Annotated in this window: 1 protein-coding gene; it reads right to left on the bottom strand. The window is 47.3% G+C overall.

Going from position 1 to position 20,707, the window contains the following annotated elements; all coding sequences use genetic code 11:
• Positions 1-148: 148 nt before the first annotated feature.
• The gene (locus AC3CID_RS20180) at positions 149-20,524 is read right to left on the bottom strand and encodes a tandem-95 repeat protein (RefSeq protein WP_488527315.1); all 20,376 of its coding nucleotides are present in this window, start codon (positions 20,522-20,524) and stop codon (positions 149-151) included.
• Between the last annotated feature and the right edge of the window lie 183 nt (positions 20,525-20,707).

Genomic DNA, 20,707 nt, shown 5'->3' on the forward strand with positions numbered 1-20,707 from the left:
AACAAACAATATTATTTAGAAGAACAAGCAATAAAAAAGCCATGTATCAATAACCCTACATGGCTTTAATGAGGGCAACTTTACGCTGCCCTATCTACTTGTTGGTTTAGACTAAATGTCGGTTCAGACTAAAACTAAGCCTTCTCGATTAAATCGAGCTTTGGTCGAAGTCGTTGCCTTGATCTGTTCCAGTTTGAGAATCTGAATCGAAGCTTCCAGAGTCGTCCGTGAAGTCAACACCTTGATCTTGACCACCTGAACTTGTCCAGTCGCTGCCTCCAGATTCCATACCCGCCATGTCTGGTTGCTGCTCTTGGGTAGAACCTTGCATGGTGTATTGATCATCGACCTCAACCTCAACAGAACCGCTAGCACCGTCTATTGAACTACCCAATTCGTCGTAACCTTGGAATTGGATCTCGCTAGTACCTTCATAACCTTCTGGAAGTTCAACGGATACAGGCTGCTCTAGGTTGCCACTGATTGTGAAGCTACCATCACCGTTATCCAGTGCGTTGCTCACAGTAGCGCCCTCAGGTAAGCCAGACATATCAGCGTAATCAACCGATTCGTTACCACTTACCTCATCTGGAATCGAGATAGAGATGGTATCACCCGGTGCCGCGGTTACATCTGCTGTACTGTCTTCAGTTTCAGCATCTTGAGCTTGGTCATCAGCTTGTTGAGCCACTTCCACTTGTTGCTCTTCTGTTGCTTGAGCAGCTTGGACTTGTGGTTCATCACTTTGTACTGAATCATCTTCAACTTGAATGCTTAAGCTATGACTTGATACTTCACCGCCGTCGTTAACTTCAACATTCATCGCTAAGTTGCCATCGAAGTCTTCGTTCGGCCAGTAAGTCCACTCACCTTCACCTGATTCGGCAAAGAAGCCAGCATCGTTCGCGTCTGCAACATCAACAACTTGTGCAGAATCACTCACGCCCAACTCATCCACCAGCTGTGCATCCGTGATAGTTAGTGAACCATCATCAGCTAAGGCATAACCTTCACTCGCCGCTGCTTCATCTCCGCCTTGGATATCCACATTGAAGAAGCTTTCGATGCGATTTTCGCCATCGGTCGCTATAAACCCAACTTGAACATCGCCGGTGTAGTCTTCAGCAGGAGTGAATTGATAGTTACCTTGGTTATCGCTCTCTATTACGCCCTGACCTTCCATCAAGCTTACTGATTCAATGCTCAAGCTATCGCCTTCTGCATCGCTCAGGTTCGCTAACATGTCTTCATCAGTGAACGATAAAGTGGCATCCGCTGCGATTTCCGTCGTTGTGATACTGTTAACTTCTGGTGCTGCATTGTCTTGCGAGTCGCCTTCTTTCACGACTACGCCAGTTTGCTCATCATGAAGCACGCCATCTTTATCAACTACGTATGCAATGTCTGCTTCGCCCGTAAAGCCTGGTGCTGGTGTGAACGTCCAAGTGCCATCGCCATTATCGACAATCTCACCTTGGCTGCGGTCGGCAAGATGAACCAGTTTCACTTCATCATCGCTGTCAGCATCCACATTCTCAGCCAAACCGATTAGGTCGTCCGCCGTTAGGATGATGGAATCACCCGCTACGGTTTCGAAATCACCAGAATCGATGCCATCTTCAAACGCTTCCGGCTCATCTCCGTAATCAACCGTTGTTGCGCTAACCGTTACGAAGAACTCACCATGGAAGTCTTCAGGAGGCGTCATTTGAATGTTTGAGATTTCCCAATCGAACAGGTCGATGTATTGACCCGGCTCGGTGATCATCACGGTATTCACACCATCTGTTACCTCGAATCCAACAGGGAAACCTGTCATCACCAAGTTACTCAGTGTCTCTGAGTCATCGACTAGGCCAACGTTCAGTCCCAAGTGACCCGTTTCATCTTCGCCGAAGACTAATGGACCGTCATGGTCAGTTGAAATAACCGCGCCATCTGCGACAGGACGTACGTACACAGGAACATCGAGAACGGTTTCAAACTCACCGTCACTCACGACAACTTGTAGGTCAGAAACACCTGCAAAGTCGCCTGTTGGTGTGAATGTCCAAGTACCATCACCGTTGTCTGTTACTTCTCCGCCATCTTCACCGTCTGCGGTGATAATGCGAGAAACAACAAGGTCAGCGGTATCAATGTCACCGAACAAGTTCATCAAGTCGCCAGCATCGAAAGTGAACGCGCCATCTTCGTCTGTGGTCATCATTGCGTTGCCGACATTGAATGGTGCGTCGTTAACCGGAATGACATCCACATTCAGCGAGCCATCAACCACTTCTTCACCGTCAGTCGCTTGATAACCCAGTTCTACTAAGCCATTAAAGTCTTGAGTAGTCACTAAGTGATACATGCCGTCTGGTTGCTGAGTTAAGGTCGCATTCGCTGGAGCTCGAACTGTGATGCTTTCAATGCTGATCTCATCGCCATCAAGGTCTGTAACTTGATCCGCGATGTAAGCTGGGTCAATCACCATGACCACATCTTCTTCGCCTTGCATTTGAATCATTGGCGCTTCAGGTGCATCATTCACTGGCGTGACATCAATGTTGCCGTCAACGGAGATCGTCTCTTGACCATCGCTAACGTTAAACGTCATTGGCACATCGCCATTGAAATTTTCGTTTGGCGTAAATGACCAAGTACCATCTTCGTTATCTAGCAACTCACCTAAGCTAGGGTCGATTTGTAGACCAGAAGCTGACAGCTCGTCTGCGGTGTTATCGATGTCGGTAGCTTGAGCTAACAACATGTCTTGTGTGATAAGAATGGTGCTGTCTTCGGCTGTGGTTAGTTCCACTTCCTCAGATTCTGGTCCATCGTTCACAGCCAGAACTTCGATACCTGCCGTTGTTGTTGCAGTTGCACCGTCATCGTCGGTCACAACCACATCTAGGCTGATATCACCATTAAAGTTCTCGCTTGGCGTGAAGGTCACCGAACCATCATCATTTTGAACCAATGCGCCGTCAGAGCCAGTGTAAGTCACGCTTTCAAGCGACACTTCACCATCAACGTCTGAGCTGTTCGCAATCAACTGCTCAGGGCTAATAGTAATCGTGCCATCTTCGTTCATCTGGTAAGACGTCGAACCCGCCACTGGTGCATCATTCACATCCGTTACCGTCACATCAATATTGGCATCGACTGTCTCAGTGCCATCAGACACTGTGAAGCCAAGGTTTACATCGCCATTGAAGTTCTCGTTTGGAGCAAAGCTGTAAGTGCCATCACCGTTATCAGTGAACACACCTTCAGCGCCCGTGTAAGACACATCCGTAATAGACAGGTCATCTCCGTCGATGTCTGCAGCGCCTGCTAGTAAGTCTGCATCCGTGAAGGTTAGCGTTCCATCTTCCTCAACGGTGAAGCTTTGGTCAGCAGCTGTTGGTAAGTCATTAACAGGGTTAACCGTTAAGTCGACGCCTGCTTGAACAGTTTCAATGCCATCTGACACATCGAAGCTTAGGTCTATGCCGCCGTTGAAGTCAGCATCAGGAGTGATAGTAAATGAACCATCATCGTTCGCTGTTACAGTCGCATTATCGCCTGCAGATAGGTTGCTTGCGGTCAGTGCATCACCATCAACATCGGATGCGTTAGCCAGCAACTGCTCTTGAGATAACGTAATTGAACCATCTTCATCAACCGAGTAAGCCACGTTTCCAGCCACTGGTGCGTCGTTAACTGCAATCACTTCAATACCAGCGGTAGTTTCAGCCGTTGCGCCATCGTCATCAATAACCGTCACATCAAGACTGATGTCGCCGTTAAAGTTTTCATTTGGAGCGAAGGTGACTGAACCATCTTCATTTTGAACCAAGATACCGTCTGCACCTGAATAGCTAACACTATCGAGTGATACTTCACCGTCCACATCTGAGCTATTCGCAATCAACTGCTCAGGGCTCAGTGTAATGGTGCCATCTTCGTTCATTTGGTAAGACGTTGCGCCCGCTACTGGTGCATCGTTAACGTCTGTTACCGTTACGTCGATGTTTGCATCAACCGTCTCTGTACCGTCAGATACTGAGAAGTCCAGACTTACTTCGCCATTGAAGTTTTCATTTGGAGCGAAGGTGTAAGTACCATCACCATTGTCAGTGAACACACCCTCTGCGCCGGTGTAAGACACATCAGCAACTGAAAGCTCATCTCCATCTATATCAGAAGCACCCGCCAGCAGTTGCTCATCTGTGAAGGTTAATGAACCGTCTTCTTCAATGGTGTAAGCCACATCTTCAACAACCGCGACATCATTCACTGGGTTAACAGTAAGGTCTGCCGTTGCGACAACCGTTTCAGTACCGTCAGACAGTTCGAAGCTTAGGTCAATGTCGCCATTGAAGTCAGCATCTGGTGTGATGGTAAATGAACCATCATCGTTTGCCGTTACTGTTGCGTTATCACCTGCCGTTAGGTTTGCAGCGGTAAGATCATCGCCATCAACATCAGACGCTTGAGCCAGCAATTGCTCTTGGCTTAAGGTGATTGAACCATCTTCATCCACTGAGTAAGCCAAGTCGCCAGATACTGGAGCGTCGTTGACTGCGATAACGTCAATACCCGCGGTAGTTTGAGCAGTTGCACCGTCTTCATCTGCAACAGTTACATCTAGGCTAACATTGCCGTTGAAGTTTTCATTTGGTGCGAAGCTGTAAGTGCCATCACCATTGTCAGTGAAGATACCGTCCGCACCCGAGTAGGAAACGTCGCTAACAGATACATCGCCTTCGATATCTGAGCTGTTCGCAAGAAGCTGCGCATCAGAAATAGTAATCACGTTATCTTCATCAACGCTGTAGGTCGTTGAACCTGCAACCGGTAGGTCATTGACAGCAATAACGTCGATGCCTGCCGTTGTTTCAGCCGTTGCGCCATCCTCATCCATAACAGACACATCAAGGCTGATGTCGCCGTTAAAGTTTTCGTTTGGTGAGAAGGTGTAAGTGCCATCACCATTATCCGTGAACACACCATCTGTGCCGCTGTAGCTAACATCGCTGACAAACACTTCCCCTTCAACATCCGAGCTATTAGCCAGAAGTTGTGCATCGCTTAGGGTGATACTGCCGTCTTCTTCAACACTGTAAGTTGTAGAACCCGCTACCGGTACGTCATTGATTGGAACCACTTGAACATCAATGTTCGCCGATACAACATCAGTACCATCACTCACATCGTAAGTTAGGTCGACATTACCATTGAAGTTCTCGTTTGGAGCAAAGGTGTAAGTACCATCGCCGTTATCCGAGAACACACCGTCTGTGCCTTCGTAGTTAACCGACTCAACAGAAAGGTCATCGCCGTCAATATCCGTTGCACCAGCTAATAACTGTTCATCGGTAAAGGTCAGCGATCCATCTTCATTAATGGTGTAGCCATGATCGTAAATCACAGAAAGATCGTTGACTGCTGTTACGGTCACGTCTAGTTCCGCTGGAGTAACACCACCGTTACCATCGTCCACGTTGTAGCTAATGGAGAATTCACCGTTGAAGTTCTCTTCTGGTGTAATGGTGTAAGTTCCATCACCATTGTCAGTGATAAGCGCGTTCTCAATTGAGACGTCTCCAACACTTGGTTCGTTTCCACCCGTATCACCAGAGTCATCACCTTCATCGCCAGTTAGCAATTCAGAGATATCAATGCCGTTTTCATTCGCGAGCGCTTCTTCTGCCGTTGGCAAGTCGAATGCATTTTGAGTGCCTACATCTTGGCTTGGAACAATAACGCCGTTCACGATATCGAATACATGCCAGTGGTCACCCGATGGGCTTTCAGATAAATCAGGGCTAAAGGTTTCAACCAATGTATCGCCTACAAACACCTGAACTTGTACATCTTCAACACCATCTACATCCCAACTTCTGCTGGTGTAGTTGTGTACTGAATAGTGCATGTCCGCATCTTGGTAGTTTGGAATGGTGATGGTTTCAGGGCCGCCACCATTTGTGTCATCTACATCTTGTTGAACAACGTTACCTTCACCAAGATCATGGCTCATGTCGCGATAGTAAATATGGTCTAGCTCATTGCCATTCTCTGTATCGTAGAGCCATAGGTGGTTGTCCATATCACGTGGACTGTCGCCCCATGTGACCACGATACGCATATCTGTTTCTTCAAGGACTTCGGATATAGCGGTTACGCCACCGTTGGTATCTTCGCCTGCTGGAACCAGGAAGCTGCTGGTAATAGAGCCTTCTTGTTCAATAGTGACGGTACCTTGGTCAACAACAGGACCGCTCACAGAGTAGTTACCGGATTGATCCGTCACCGCTGTGTAAGAATGACCCGCGTTGTCGGTTAGCGTAACATCCGCACCTGCGATTGGATTACCAGTTTCAGCATCCAACACAGTACCGGTAACGGTCGTTTCATCGCCTTGCTCTCCGATAATTGCGGTCATGTCATCGTCTTCGATGTCAGTCGCGAATTGTAGGAGCTCTTCTTGAGTAATGGTGTATGAACCGTCTTCTTCAATGGTTATCGCCACATCAGCAGAAACAATTGGCGCGTCGTTCACTGGGTCAACGGTCAAGCCTAAGTTAGCGGCAATTGGTGTATCGCCATCGCTGATGCTGTAGGCAACATCAATGTAGCCATTGAAGTTTTCGCTTGGAGTGATTGAGAACGTGCCATCGCCATTGTCGACAATCGTTGCATCGTCACCGACCAAGGTTAAGTCGGAAGCGACAAGGTCATCACCCTCAATATCAGCGGCATTCGCAAGTAGCTGCTCCTGCGTGATAGTGATGACATTATCTTCATCAACGTTCGCATAAACATCAGATGTTGTTGGCAAGTCGTTGACTGGGTTTACGGTCAGATCGGCGTTCGCCACAATCGACTCGGTGCCGTCCGAAATATCAAAGCTTAGGTCGATATCGCCATTGAAGTTCGCATCTGGCGTTACCGTAAAGGTGCCATCGCCATTATCAACAACGGTTGCATTATCGCCTGCACTTAAGTTGCTTGCGGTTAGGTCATCGCCATCCACATCAGATGCTTGAGATAGCAACTGCTCTTGAGTCAGAGTAATCGAACCATCTTCATCAATGCTGTACGCCAAGTCACCCGACACCGGTGGATCGTTAATTGGAAGAACATCAATACTTGCGCTGGTGGCTACTGTCGCACCGTCTTCATCTGTCACCACTACATCGAGGCTAACATCACCGTCGAAGTTTGCGTTCGGTGCAAAGCTGAATGTACCGTTACCGTTGTCAGTAAAGATGCCGTCAGCGCCTGTGTAAGTAACGCTATCAATCGCCACTTCACCTTCAATATCAGAAGCGTTCGCCAACAGTTGCTCTGCACTGATGGTGATAACTTCATCTTCGTTGACTGAGTAACTGGTTGAGCCTGCGATTGGCGGATCGTTCACCTCAAGTACAGTAATTCCAGCTGTCGTTGGTTCGGTTGCACCATCTTCATCGGTCACAACAACGTCTAGACTCACTTCGCCATTGAAGTTTTCGTTTGGCGAGAAGGTATACGTACCGTTACCGTTGTCTTCAAATACACCATCGGCACCGGTGTAAGCCACACTATCAATCGCCACTTCACCTTCAATATCTGAAGAGTTAGCTAATAGCTGTTCGTTACTGATAGTAATCGAGTTGTCTTCATGAACCGTGTAAGACGTACTACCCGCCACTGGAGGGTCGTTCTCCGGCGTTACGCTCACATCAATATTGGCTTGAACCGTGTCCGTGCCATCTGACACATCAAAACTGAAATTCACATCGCCATTGAAGTTCTGGTTTGGTGAAAAGCTGTAGCTGCCGTCGCCATTGTCAGTAAGAACACCGTCCGCACCCGTGTAAGTCACACCTTCTACTGTTAGGTCGTCTCCTTCAACATCGGTTGCGCCAGTTAACAAGTCAATGTCCGTGAAGTTAAGAACCCCATCTTCACCAATAGTGAATGCTTGGTCTTGTGGCTCTGGCGCGTCATTGACTGGTGTTACCGTCAAGTCTAGGCCAGCAGCGACCATCTCTTCCCCATCGGTGACATCGTAACTAAATTCGATATTACCGTTGAAGTTTTCACTCGGAGTAATGGTGAAGCTGCCATCGTCGTTCATTTCAACGGTCGCATTTTCATCATTAGTGGTTAGGTTGATTGCTGATAGGTCATCACCATCAATGTCGACAGCGTGCTCTAGCAACTGCTCTTGAGTTAGCGTGATGCTGTTGTCTTCGGCCGTAACGGCACTGATGTCACCATCAACTTCTGGAGCATCATTCGCTGGCGAGATGTGAATCGTCACATCTTGTGTTGCCGTTGCGGTTGTTCCTGTATCAACATCCGTTGATGTCGCATTGACCGTTAGTACCACATCACCATTGAAATCACCTGAAGGGATAAACTCTAGCCCTGCAAGCTCTTCTGGCTGTAGAGACCATGTGCCATCACCGTTGTCGGTACCTGCAGAAAGCGAACTTCCCTCTGGTACATCTTCAATCAAGATAGCGAGATTTTCTGAACCATCGGTATCGGTTAACGCCGCATCAATATCCAGTGGTACTGGCGTATCTTCGGTACCAATAATTTGGTAATCCGCATCAGACACTGTGATTTCAATGTTATCGATGCCAAACGACTCATCACTCACACCTTGGTTCAAGGTTGAACCGAAGCCTAACTCAAGTTGGCCATCTTCAACTGGTACCGTTAGGTTGATTTGGTGCGCTTGGTCATTCCAACCACTGAAGCCTTCACCTTGCGACACGCCGTGAACAACTTCACCCACTTCATTGCCAGCGGAATCGTACAACGTTGTCGTGCCATCTTGAGTTTGGAACGCCGAGTTGTCTAACGAAGTAAGCTCTTCGCCACCGACAAAGATTTGGAATGACTCACCATCCCAAGAATCAATTTCGTAGAAACTGAACGAGATATTCACTTCGCTCACATCACTTGGAATGTCGTAAGTTTTGCTGACTGCTTCATCGCCACCAGTGCCACCAATACGACCTAGCATGTCACCTGATTCGAAGCCTTGTGAGCTTTCAGTGCCCGTATTCCAGCCGTTCGAGCCAGACTCGAAGTTGTCTGAAGCAATCACCAAGTCAGACGCAATCGACAGCTCTGGCATATCAACCACAGATTGAACATCAATCGTCGCTTCTGCTGGCACTGTCGCAGTACCGTCATTCACGTCGAAGGTCACATTCACATTGCCATCGAAGTTTTCATTCGGAGCAAATGTGTAAGTACCGTCGCCGTTATCAACCAGTGAACCACTGTCAGAAGCGACATTTTCAACCGATAAGTTATCGCCATCAATATCGCCTGCATTTTGCAGCAGTTGCTCTTCTGTGAAGGTAAAGCTGGTGTCTTCTTGAGTCACAAATTGTGGCTCGCCGACGGTTGGTAAGTCGTTGATTGGGTTAACCGTTAGGTCAGCCGTTGCTTGAATCGTTGCATCACCATCGGTAATGTCGAAGTTCAAATCAATGTCGCCATTGAAGTCAGCATCTGGCGTGATAGTGAAGCTACCATCGTCATTCGCAGTAACGGTCGCATTGCCGTCAACGGTTAGGTTAGCTGCTGATAGGTCGTCGCCATCAACGTCACCCGCTTGAGCAAGTAACTGCTCTTGGCTCAAGGTAATTGAACCATCTTCGTCCACGCTGTACGCCAAGTCGCCCGATACCGGAGCATCGTTAACAGGCAGAACATCAATGCTTGCGTTGGTCGCTACAGTTGCACCATCTTCATCAGTAACGACAACATCAAGGCTGACATCACCGTCGAAGTTCGCGTTTGGTGCGAAGCTGAATGTGCCGTCACCATTGTCGGTAAAGATACCGTCGGAGCCTGTGTAGTTAACGCTATCAATCGCCACTTCACCTTCGATATCAGAAGCATTCGCCAACAGTTGCTCAGAACTGATGGTAATCACCTCATCTTCATTCACAGAGTAACTTGTTACACCTGCGATTGGCGGATCGTTGACCTCAAGTACTGTAATACCTGCAGTTGTCGCTTCAGTCGCGCCATCTTCGTCCGCTACGACAACATCTAGGCTCACTTCTCCATTGAAGTTTTCGTTTGGTAAGAAGGTGTAAGTACCATCGCCGTTGTCTTCAAAGACACCGTCTGTGCCAGAGTAAGTCACACTATCAACGGCAACATCACCTTCAATATCCGAAGAGTTAGCTAGAAGCTGCTCATCGCTGATGGTAATTGAGTTGTCTTCATGAACGGTGTAAGACGTGCTACCAGCAACAGGTGGATCGTTCTCTGGTGTCACGCTCACATCAATATTGGCTTGAACCGTATCGGTACCATCTGATACATCAAAACTGAAGTTCACATCACCATTGAAGTTCTCGTTTGGCGCAAAGCTGTAGCTTCCGTCGCCATTGTCAGTAAGAACACCGTCGGCGCCAGTGTAAGTCACACCTTCAACCGATAGGTCATCCCCATCGATGTCTGTCGCACCTGTTAGCAGGTCTTCATCAGTGAAGTTCAAGACGCCATCTTCACCAATACTGAAGGCTTGATCTTGTGGTTGTGGTAAGTCATTAACCGGGTTAACAGTTAAGTCAGCGGTAGCAACAAGTGTGTCTACCCCGTCGTTGATGTCGAACGTTAGGTCAATATCACCGTTGAAGTTCGCATCTGGTGTGATGGTAAAGCTACCGTCATCGTTAGCGGTAACCGTCGCATCACCATCAACCATTAGGTTGGAAGCGGTTAAGTCATCACCGTCTACATCATTCGCTTGAGATAGAAGTTGCTCTTGGCTCAAGGTAATCGAACCGTCTTCCTCAACGCTGTATGCCAAGTCTCCTGATACTGGAACATCATTGATTGGTAAGACATCAACCGTAATATGAGTATCAACTTGAGCGCCGTCTTCATCTTGAATGGTCACATCTAACTGTACTTGGCCGTTGAAGTTTTCATTCGGTGCAAAGCTACATGTGCCGTCACCATTGATTGAGAAGATTCCGTCTGGGCCATCGTAGTTAATCTCAACAAGCTCAACATCACCTTCAATATCAGAAGCGTTCAACAGAACTTGAGACTCATTGAAAGTCAGTACTGAATCTTCATCGATGGTGTATGACGTTGGCCCAGCAACTGGCGGATCGTTCACCTCAAGGACAGTAATACCCGCAGTTGTTTCTTCGGTCGCGCCATCTTCATCCGTCACGACAACATCTAGGCTAATTTCGCCGTTAAAGTTTTCGTTTGGAGAGAAGGTATAAGTACCGTTGCCGTTGATTTCCAACACACCATCACTGCCACTGTAGGTGACGCTATCAATTGCCACCTCCCCTTCAATATCCGAAGAGTTCGCTAATAGCTGTTCGTTACTGATCGTAATGGAGTTGTCTTCATGAACGGTGTAAGACGTGCTACCCGCCACTGGAGGATCATTCTCTGGCGTCACGCTGACATCAATGTTAGCAGTTACCGTATCGGTACCATCTGATACATTGAACGAGAAGTTCACATCGCCATTGAAGTTTTCGTTTGGCGCAAAACTATATGTGCCATCGCCGTTATCTGTGAGAACACCGTCTGCGCCAGTGTAAGTCACACCTTCAACACTTAGGTCGTCCCCTTCAATGTCCGTTGCACCCGTTAATAGGTCTTGGTCATTGAACGTTAACACACCGTCTTCACCAACTGTGAACGCTTGGTCTTGCGCTTCTGGACCATCATTCACTGGTGAAACGGTTAACTCAAGATTGGTAGAGACAACATCATCACCATCCGATACATCAAATGTGAAGTTAACATCACCGTTGAAGTCAGCATCTGGCGTTAATGTGTAAGTACCATCACCGTTATCGGTAATCGTAACGCTCTCATCATCAGTTGCTAAATTCAGAGCGGTCAGCTGGTCGCCATCGAGATCACGAGCATTAGCTAACAAGTCTTCTTGCGTAATGATGATAGAACCATCTTCTTCCACAGTTGCAGCAACAGGAAGTGCTTCAGGTGCGTGTTCAATGTGGGCGCCTGTCGCGTTAATGTAGATGGTTTGAGAGACCGTTTCAGAATCATCATTCGATAGCTCTGTTGCGGTTGCGGTTACATGAACTTCAAGCTGCTCGTTGAAGTCTTCTGGTAACTGGATTTGTAGCGCATTTTCGATTGCCGTTGTTGGTAAGTTCACCGTACCATCAGGGCCAACCGTCACTTCACCGCTGTAGATTTGGCTGTTCACTTCACCCACATCGATTGTGAAGTTGAAGTCCGTGTAGTCAGCGTCACCACCGCCATACAAATCTTCAAAGCCGTAAACCAGCTCGCCGTCTTCATTAACCGTCGTACGAGTATGTTCGATACCATCTTGGTTTAGCTGAGAGCTTGAACCACCATGGAAGATCGCGTCACCGTTCTGCCCTTGCACTACGGTTTCGGTTCCATCTGCAGCAACAAAGACAAGTTGAGGATCAACCGTATCCATGTTCGCAGGCGAACCATCCTCAGCACGGAACTCGTACTGACCGTCTTGCATCGCATCAAAGTCGTTGTGCTGATGTCCGTTTGGAATTAAGAACAGGTTAAAGCTCTCACCTTCCTCGACTTGGAAGCTGAACTGATCTTGCCCAGGGACAAGGTCACCGCCGCCACCCACTTGTGATGCATTCTCGTAGACAACTTCAACACCTGTGATGTTGCCGTCTTCATCGACTTTGTAGTAACCCGCTGCGTTTTGGTATCCCGCGGTTTCGCCTTCAAACGTTACTGTGATTTCAGTATCGTTATAACTGGTGATACCGTTTTCTTGGTCATTCAGAACGCCTTCATTATCGTATTGAATAACCGAACCTTCTGGCACACCATCTACAGTTACGGTAAGTGTTTCAGACAAGTCCTGGTCGACAAGCGCCGCTGCAATATTCAGTTCAACAATGCCGCCTGGCTCAACCAAAATCGCTTGGTCATCGACGTTAACGCCATCGCCATCGGTAATCACAAGATCCGGCGCATCTGCGACCGCTTCAATGTGAACATTGAGGTCTTGTTCTACTTCAGTTGTGCCATCGGTAACTGTAAAACTGAACTGTAGATCGCCACTAAAGTGCTCTTCAGGAACGAAGCTGAACGTGCCATCGCCGTTATCGGTGACTGTGCCTTCATCACCAGAGTAATTGATGCTAGTAACACTGAGGTCATCGCCTTCAATATCAATCGCACCACTCAACAGATCTTCTTGAGTGAACAGGATGCTGCCATCCTCTTCAATGTGATACATGCCTGGAGCAACAATTGGAATGTCATTCACCGAATTAACGGTCAATGTCATATCATTAGACGTGCTCAGCTCGCCGTCGCTCACCTCATAAGTGAATGCAATATCACCGTTGAAGTTTTCAGAAGGTGTCACTGTGTACGTGCCATCACCATTGTCTACAATGCTTGCATTCGGATCGTTGGTTTCAAGCGAAGAAGCAAATAGCTGATCGCCATCTTGGTCGCTCGCGTTCTCCAACAGCATTTCTTGTGTAACGAGGATTGAACCATCTTCGTCGACATCTGCTACCATCGGCGTCGCTTCTGGCGCATCGTTGACGAACTCAACTTTTAGGTCGATGTTTGCGGCAACTACATCAGTGCCATCGCTCACATCAAACGCTAAGTCGACATTACCGAAGAAGCCCTGCTCTGGTGTTAATGTGTATGTTCCATCGCCATTGTCTGTGACTTCTACCATGTCGCTTGCGCTCGTCACATTCACAACTGACAGTTCATCACCTTCAACGTCTGTCGCCTGTGCCAGTAACTCAGCTTCGGTAATAGTAATCGCTTGACCATCTTCCGTAGTGAAAGACATGTCTGGAACGTCTGGCGCATCGTTGATTGGATTTACGGTTAAGTTGAGGTCAGCGGCAACAGTTTCGATTGCGTCAGTGACATCGTAAGTAAATTCAATCTCACCAAAGAAATCTGCACTTGGTGTGATAGTGAAACTACCGTCTGAGTTTTCGACTATCACAGCATTTGGATCGTTGGTCGCAAAGTTAACCGCTTCAAGGTTATCGCCATCTACATCGGTTGCATTCGCTAACAGATCCTCTTGAGTAATAGTGATTGAACCATCTTCATCAACAGCGGCTTCAATTGGACCACTCACCTCTGGGCCTTCATTGACAATTTCAACGTCAACTCTTGCAGTGCTTGGTGCGCTTGCTTGGCCATCACTGATATCAAAAGTCAGATTAACTTCACCGTAGAAGTCTTCTGCAGGTTCGAAGGTAAAGGTATTATCACCGTTATCCGTTAACGTACCTTGCGTTTGGTCTGCAAGTAATAGGTTTTCAACATGAAGAATGTCGCCATCAACATCGGTCGCACCAGACAATAAGTCTTTCGCTTCGATGATCATAGAGCCATTTTCAAGCATTTGGGTATGCAATGGTTCGCCCGGAACCGGCACATCATTGACCGGTACAACGGTTAGGTCTAAATGCGTTGCAACTTCATCAGTACCATCAAACACCTTGTAATCAATGTCGATTTCACCATTGAAGTGTTCATTCGGCATGAAGGTAAATGTACCATCACCATTGTCGACTAAGTCACCGTCATCACCACCGTAAGTGATGTCAGAAATAGACAGCGCATCGCTTTCTACATCTGTGGTGTTCGCCAGTAAATCATCAGCACTGAACGTAATACCTTGGTCTTCGTCTGTCGATAGAACCATTGGACCAGAAACGATTGGCGCATCATTCACCGACTCAAAGTTGATGTTAATGATGTTGTCATCAGTCAGTTCACCATCAGAAACTTGGTAACCCAGCTCAATTTCACCGTAGAAGTTTTCATCTGGTGTCACCGTCCAAGTACCATCGCCGTTGTCAGTCAGGGTTGCATGCTCTGAGTTTTCACCCACCAACTCAAGATTTTGAATATCAAGATCATCGCCATCGATATCTGATGCTTGTGCCAGTAACTGTTCTTCTGTAATCACAACAGAAGCAAATTGAGCAGAACCTTCCGTATCGATAGTGATATTAGGAAGATCAGCCGTTAGCTCAATTTCGTTGTCACCCGCATGGATGTTCAACTCAACCGTTTCGGTGATTTCTGAACCATCTACACCAATCGATGTGAACACGGCTTCATCATGACAAGTTTGTGACACTGTCATGTTTTGCACAACGTAAGTACCATTACCTTGCACTGTACCCAGTTCAAAGTAAGACACAGGTTGGTCAACGGTTAGCGTGTAGTCTGTCTCGAAAGTACCACGGTCTTCTTTGTGGTAAGTCATCGAGTCAATCATGTCACCGTCTTCATTGAAGGCGCGAATTTCGACTTCAGTAAAGTGGCGCGACTCTTCCATGAACCAGCCACCCAAACCATCTAGGTGGAAGCTGATTTCATTGATGTCTTGACCTTCAACCGAGATAGTCAGTATTTCATCACCACTCAAGCCTTGACGGTCAGTATCTCCGATACCGTGACCAATGTGCGTATTACCATTCCACGCACCAAGCGGATCGTCGTTACTTTGAACCGTGACGGTTAGGTCGCCATCCGAGAACTCACGAGTGTAAGGGTCAACTTCTGTACCCCAATCGTCTACGCTCGCGTTATCGTCGAAGGTACCAATTTGTGTGGTATGCGTACCTTCAGCCAAAGCGTCTTCACTTGGTACAAAGCGTACTTCTGTATCCGCAGGAACTTCTTGCCCAACTTCGAGTACTACCCACTCATTATTAACATTCGCTTCAATGATGCCGTTTTCTGGCGCTTGGTCTAAACGTAGTGCAGGTTCTTCACGCAGCGTCACACCAACCGTTTGATCTTCTTGCGCTTGGATGAAGATCTCTTCGCCCGCTTCTGGCGCATCATTAACTGGATTAACCGTTAGGTCGAGTGTGGTCAGAACTTCGTTGTCACCATCACTGATGCTGTATGTGAAGTCCAACTCGCCATTGAAGTTTTCTGTGTGCGTGATGGTGAATGAACCATCGTCATTAGCAACAATTGTCGCGTCAGGGTCGTTGGTTTGAAGGTTAGAAGCCGTTAACTCATCACCCTCAACATCAGTAGCATTCGCAAGCAGCTGTTCTTGAGTAATAGTGATTGAATTATCTTCGTCGACTTCGGCTTCAATACCGGACGTTTCAGGGCCGTCATTCACAGCAATGACATCAATGCCCGCAGTCGTTGTCGCCGTTTCACCGTCTTCGTCAACCACAACTACGTCTAGTGAGATGTCTCCGTCGAAGTTTTCATTTGGCGTGAAGGTGTAGGTGCCATTGCCGTTATCAACGAACGAACCGTCGTCACCAGCGTAAGTAACGCTCGATAGAGCAACATCACCCTCTACATCTGAAGAGTTCGCTAATAACTGTTCATCACTGATCGTGATTTGACCATCTTCTTGAACTGTATAAGCTGTCGAGCCCGCTACAGGTGGATCGTTCTCTGGCGTCACGCTGACATCGATGACAGCAGCCGTTGAGCCCGTGCCATCAGAAACATCAAATGAGAATTGAACATCGCCATTGAAGTTCTCGTTTGGTGCAAAGCTATATGTGCCGTCACCATTGTCACTCAGAACGCCGTCTGAGCCAGTGTAGAACACGTTTTCAATCGACAGTTCATCACCATCAATATCCGATGCTCCTGCGAGTAGGTCAGCATCGGTGAAGAGTAGTGTGCCGTCTTCTTCAATTGAGAACTGTTGATCTTGCGCTTGTGGCAAGTCATTCAGCGGATTCACGGTAATGTCTAGGCCAACTTGAACTGAACCACCATCGTTATCGATGATATCGAAGTTCAGATCTAGGTCACCGTTGTAATCTGCGTTCGGTGTGATGGTGTAGCTGCCATCATCATTGTGTTGGATGGTCGCGTTTTCATCGGTCGATAGATTGATAGCTTCTAAGTTGTCGCTATCAATATCTCCGGCACGTGCTAGCAATTGCTCTTGGCTTAGCGTGATGGAGCTGTCTTCATTGATGGTGTAAGCCAAATCGCCCGATACTGGCGCATCATTGATTGGCAATACATCAACGTTAATCTGTGTTTCAACGGTTGCACCATCTTCATCTTGAATGGTCACACCCAGTTGAACCTGACCATTGAAGTTTTCATTGGGTGCAAAGCTGCATGTACCATCACCATTTACAGTGAAGATACCGTCTGAACCATCGTAGTTAATGCCGACTAACTCTACATCGCCTTCTACATCCGAAGCATTCACAAGAATCTGAGATTCGCTGAATGTCAGTACCGAATCTTCGTCAATGGTGTATGACGTTGGGCCCGCAACTGGTGGATCATTCACCTCTAGAACGGTAATGCCCGCAGTGGTTTCATCAATCGCACCCTCTTCATCTGCAACAATCACATCAAGGCTAATATCACCGCTGAAGTTTTCGTTAGGAAGGAAGGTATAGCTGCCATCACCGTTATCTTGGAACACACCATCAGTGCCACTGTAAGTCACAGTATCAACCGACACCGCACCTTCAATATCCGAAGAGTTAGCTAGCAACTGTTCATCAGAAATTGTGATGGCATTGTCTTCATTGACCATGTATGAGGTTGAACCCGCAACTGGCGGATCGTTCTCAGGAGTCACACTCACATCAATGTTAGCGCTGACTGTTTCTGTGCCATCAGACACATCGAAACTGAAGTTCACATCACCATTGAAGTTTTCATTTGGCGCAAAGGTATAAGTACCATCACCGTGGTCGGTCAGTACGCCATCACCACCTGTATAGCTAATACCTTCAACGGTTAAGTCGTCGCCATCAATATCGGTAGCACCGGTAAGTAAGTCGGCATCTGTAAATTGCAGCGTACCGTCTTCAGCAATACTGAATTGTTGGTCTTGAGGGACCGGCAAGTCATTAACTGGGTTAACAGTAAGATCGGCGGTTGCTTGAACTGTGTCAGTACCATCAGTGATGTTGAATTGAATATCAATGTCACCATTGAAGTTCGCATCTGGTGTGATGGTGAAACTTCCGTCATCGTTAGCTACAACCGTCGCATCACCACCAACCGTTAAGTCGCTCGCGGCTAGGTCTTCACCCTCAACATCGGACGCTTGAGACAACAGCTGATCTTGGCTCAATGTGATTGAACCATCTTCGTTAACGTTGTAAGCCAAATCACCGGATACTGGCGCATCATTGATTGGCAGTACGTCAACATTGATGACGGTTTCAACTTCTGCACCGTCTTCATCACGAATGGTCACATCAAGTTGAACTTGGCCATTAAAGTTCTCATTTGGTGCAAAGCTACAAGTTCCGTCACCATTGACTGAGAAGATGCCATCTGGGCCGTCGTAGCTAATACCGACAAGCTCGACATCCCCTTCCACATCTGACGCATTAAGCAACACTTGAGACTCATTGAAGGTCAGTACTGAGTCTTCATCAATGGTGTAAGACGTTGGGCCTGCAACTGGCGGATCGTTCACTTCAAGAACGGTAATTCCAGCGGTTGTGGCATCGGTTGCACCCTCTTCATCGGCAACCACGACATCAAGAGCAATTTCGCCGTTGAAGTTCTCGTTTGGCGAGAAGGTGTAAGTGCCGTTACCATTGATTTCAAGGACACCGTCACTACCAGAATAGGTCACGCTATCTATCGATACATCACCTTCAATATCTGACGATGTTGCCAATAGTTGTGCATCAGAAATGATAATCGAATTGTCTTCATTCACCGTGTAGGACGTTGAACCCGCAACTGGCGGATCGTTCTCAGGAGTCACGCTAACATCAATGTTTGCAGACACGGTATCTGTACCGTCTGACACATCGAAGCTAAAGCTCACATCACCATTGAAGTTTTCGTTTGGAGCAAAGCTGTATGAGCCGTCACCATTGTCTGTTAGTACGCCATCAGTCCCTTCATAACTGATGCCTTCAACCGTTAAATCATCACCTTCAATATCGGTTGCGCCTGTAAGCAGGTCTGAATCGGTAAATTGTAGAGTTCCATCTTCTTCAACGCTGAACTGTTGATCTTGAGGGACTGGTAGGTCGTTAACTGGGTTAACTGTTAAATCTGCTGATGCTTGAACCGTATTGGTACCATCTGAGATATCGAAGCTGATATCGATGTCGCCATTGAAGTTTTCATCTGGCGTGATGGTGAAACTGCCGTCATCGTTAGCAACTACTGTTGCATCGCCATCAACCGTTAGGCTGCTGGCTGTCAGGTCATCACCTTCAACATCTGATGCTTGCGATAAAAGCTGTTCTTGGCTCAAACGGATAGAACCGTCTTCGTCCACTGAGTAAGCAAGGTCACCCGATACTGGCGCATCATCAACCGCCGTTACACTCACATCGATGTTCGCAGACACCGTATCGGTACCGTCAGACACATCGAAGCCGAAGTTTACATCGCCGTTGAAGTTTTCATTCGGAGCAAAGGTGTAAGTACCATTACCGTTGTCGGTAAAAATACCGTCGCCGCCATCGTAGGTCACACCTTCAACCGTTAGGTTGTCGCCTTCAATGTCCGTTGCACCGGTTAGTAGGTCTGCATCAGTGAAAACAAGCGTGCCGTCTTCTTCTATTTCAAAGGTTTTATCTTCTGGTACAGGTGCGTCATTAATAGGACGAACCGTTAAATCAATTGCGCTGCTTACGGTTTCTTGACCGTCACTAATATCAAAAGTAAGGTCAAGCTCACCATTAAAGTCAGCGGAAGGTACAACTGTGAATGTACCGTCACCATTGTCTTGAACCGTTGCATCTGCGCCGACTTGAACGTTTGAAGCAACCAGCTCATCGCCATCTACATCACTTGCGTATTCGAGTAATTGTTCTTGAGTGAATGTTATGGAGCCATCTTCATCCATGATGTAAGCTAGATCTTGTTCTGCTTCTGGCGCGTCATTTTCACTTTCTACATTGATTTGGAAAGTTTCACTTGTCGTTTCAGAATCAAAATCTTCTTCTACTTGATTCGTTGCTTCACCGCTTTGGTCCTGAACATCGACTGCAAACGTTTCTTCTGCGGTTTCCGAGTCTAGATTATCACCACCTTGTGACCCTTCAGAATCTGTTGACGAGCTTGATGCTGCAGAAGTTTGTACTGCTTGACCTTGGGCTTGATTGCCTTCTGCATCAACTCCCCCTTCAGATCCGGCAGCGCCACCGCCTCCCACAGCTTGCGCGCCTGCATCAGAATCCCCACCACCACTTCCCGATGCACCTTCAGCATTTCCCCCGTCAGAAGCCACACTGTCGACCACATTGGATTGTGCCGCGTCTGAATCTCCATCGCTTTCTGGCGTCTCGTCTTGAACAGCCGCACCAGAAGCCGACGCACCTTCAGAATTACCTGCGCCACTCGGGTTGTCTTCTAAAGCCTGATTAACCTCGTCGGCCGCATCCGTGTTTTCAGCACCCGTCGCTATTGTCGACGCAATCGTATTTTGTTGATTTTGTTGATTCTGCTGTTGGGAGGGCGTACCCGCGTCATTCGTGTCCGTTTGTTCTACCGCATCATTTAGATCTTCATTTTGGTTGTTTTGGTTATTTTCGCCTGCCATTACAGCCTCCGTTGCTACTAGCTAACTGATCGTATTTAGAGGCATTAAAGGACACCATTTTGAAAAACCAAGTTTTTATACAACATTTTTCATATTTTTCTTTTTATGCATAAAGAATCAAAAAAAATTTGAAAACTACCTTTAAACATCCTTAGTTATTGTGATTAAAGCAATTACGGCGGT

The organism is Vibrio sp. QJM3NY_21 (assembly GCF_057785975.1).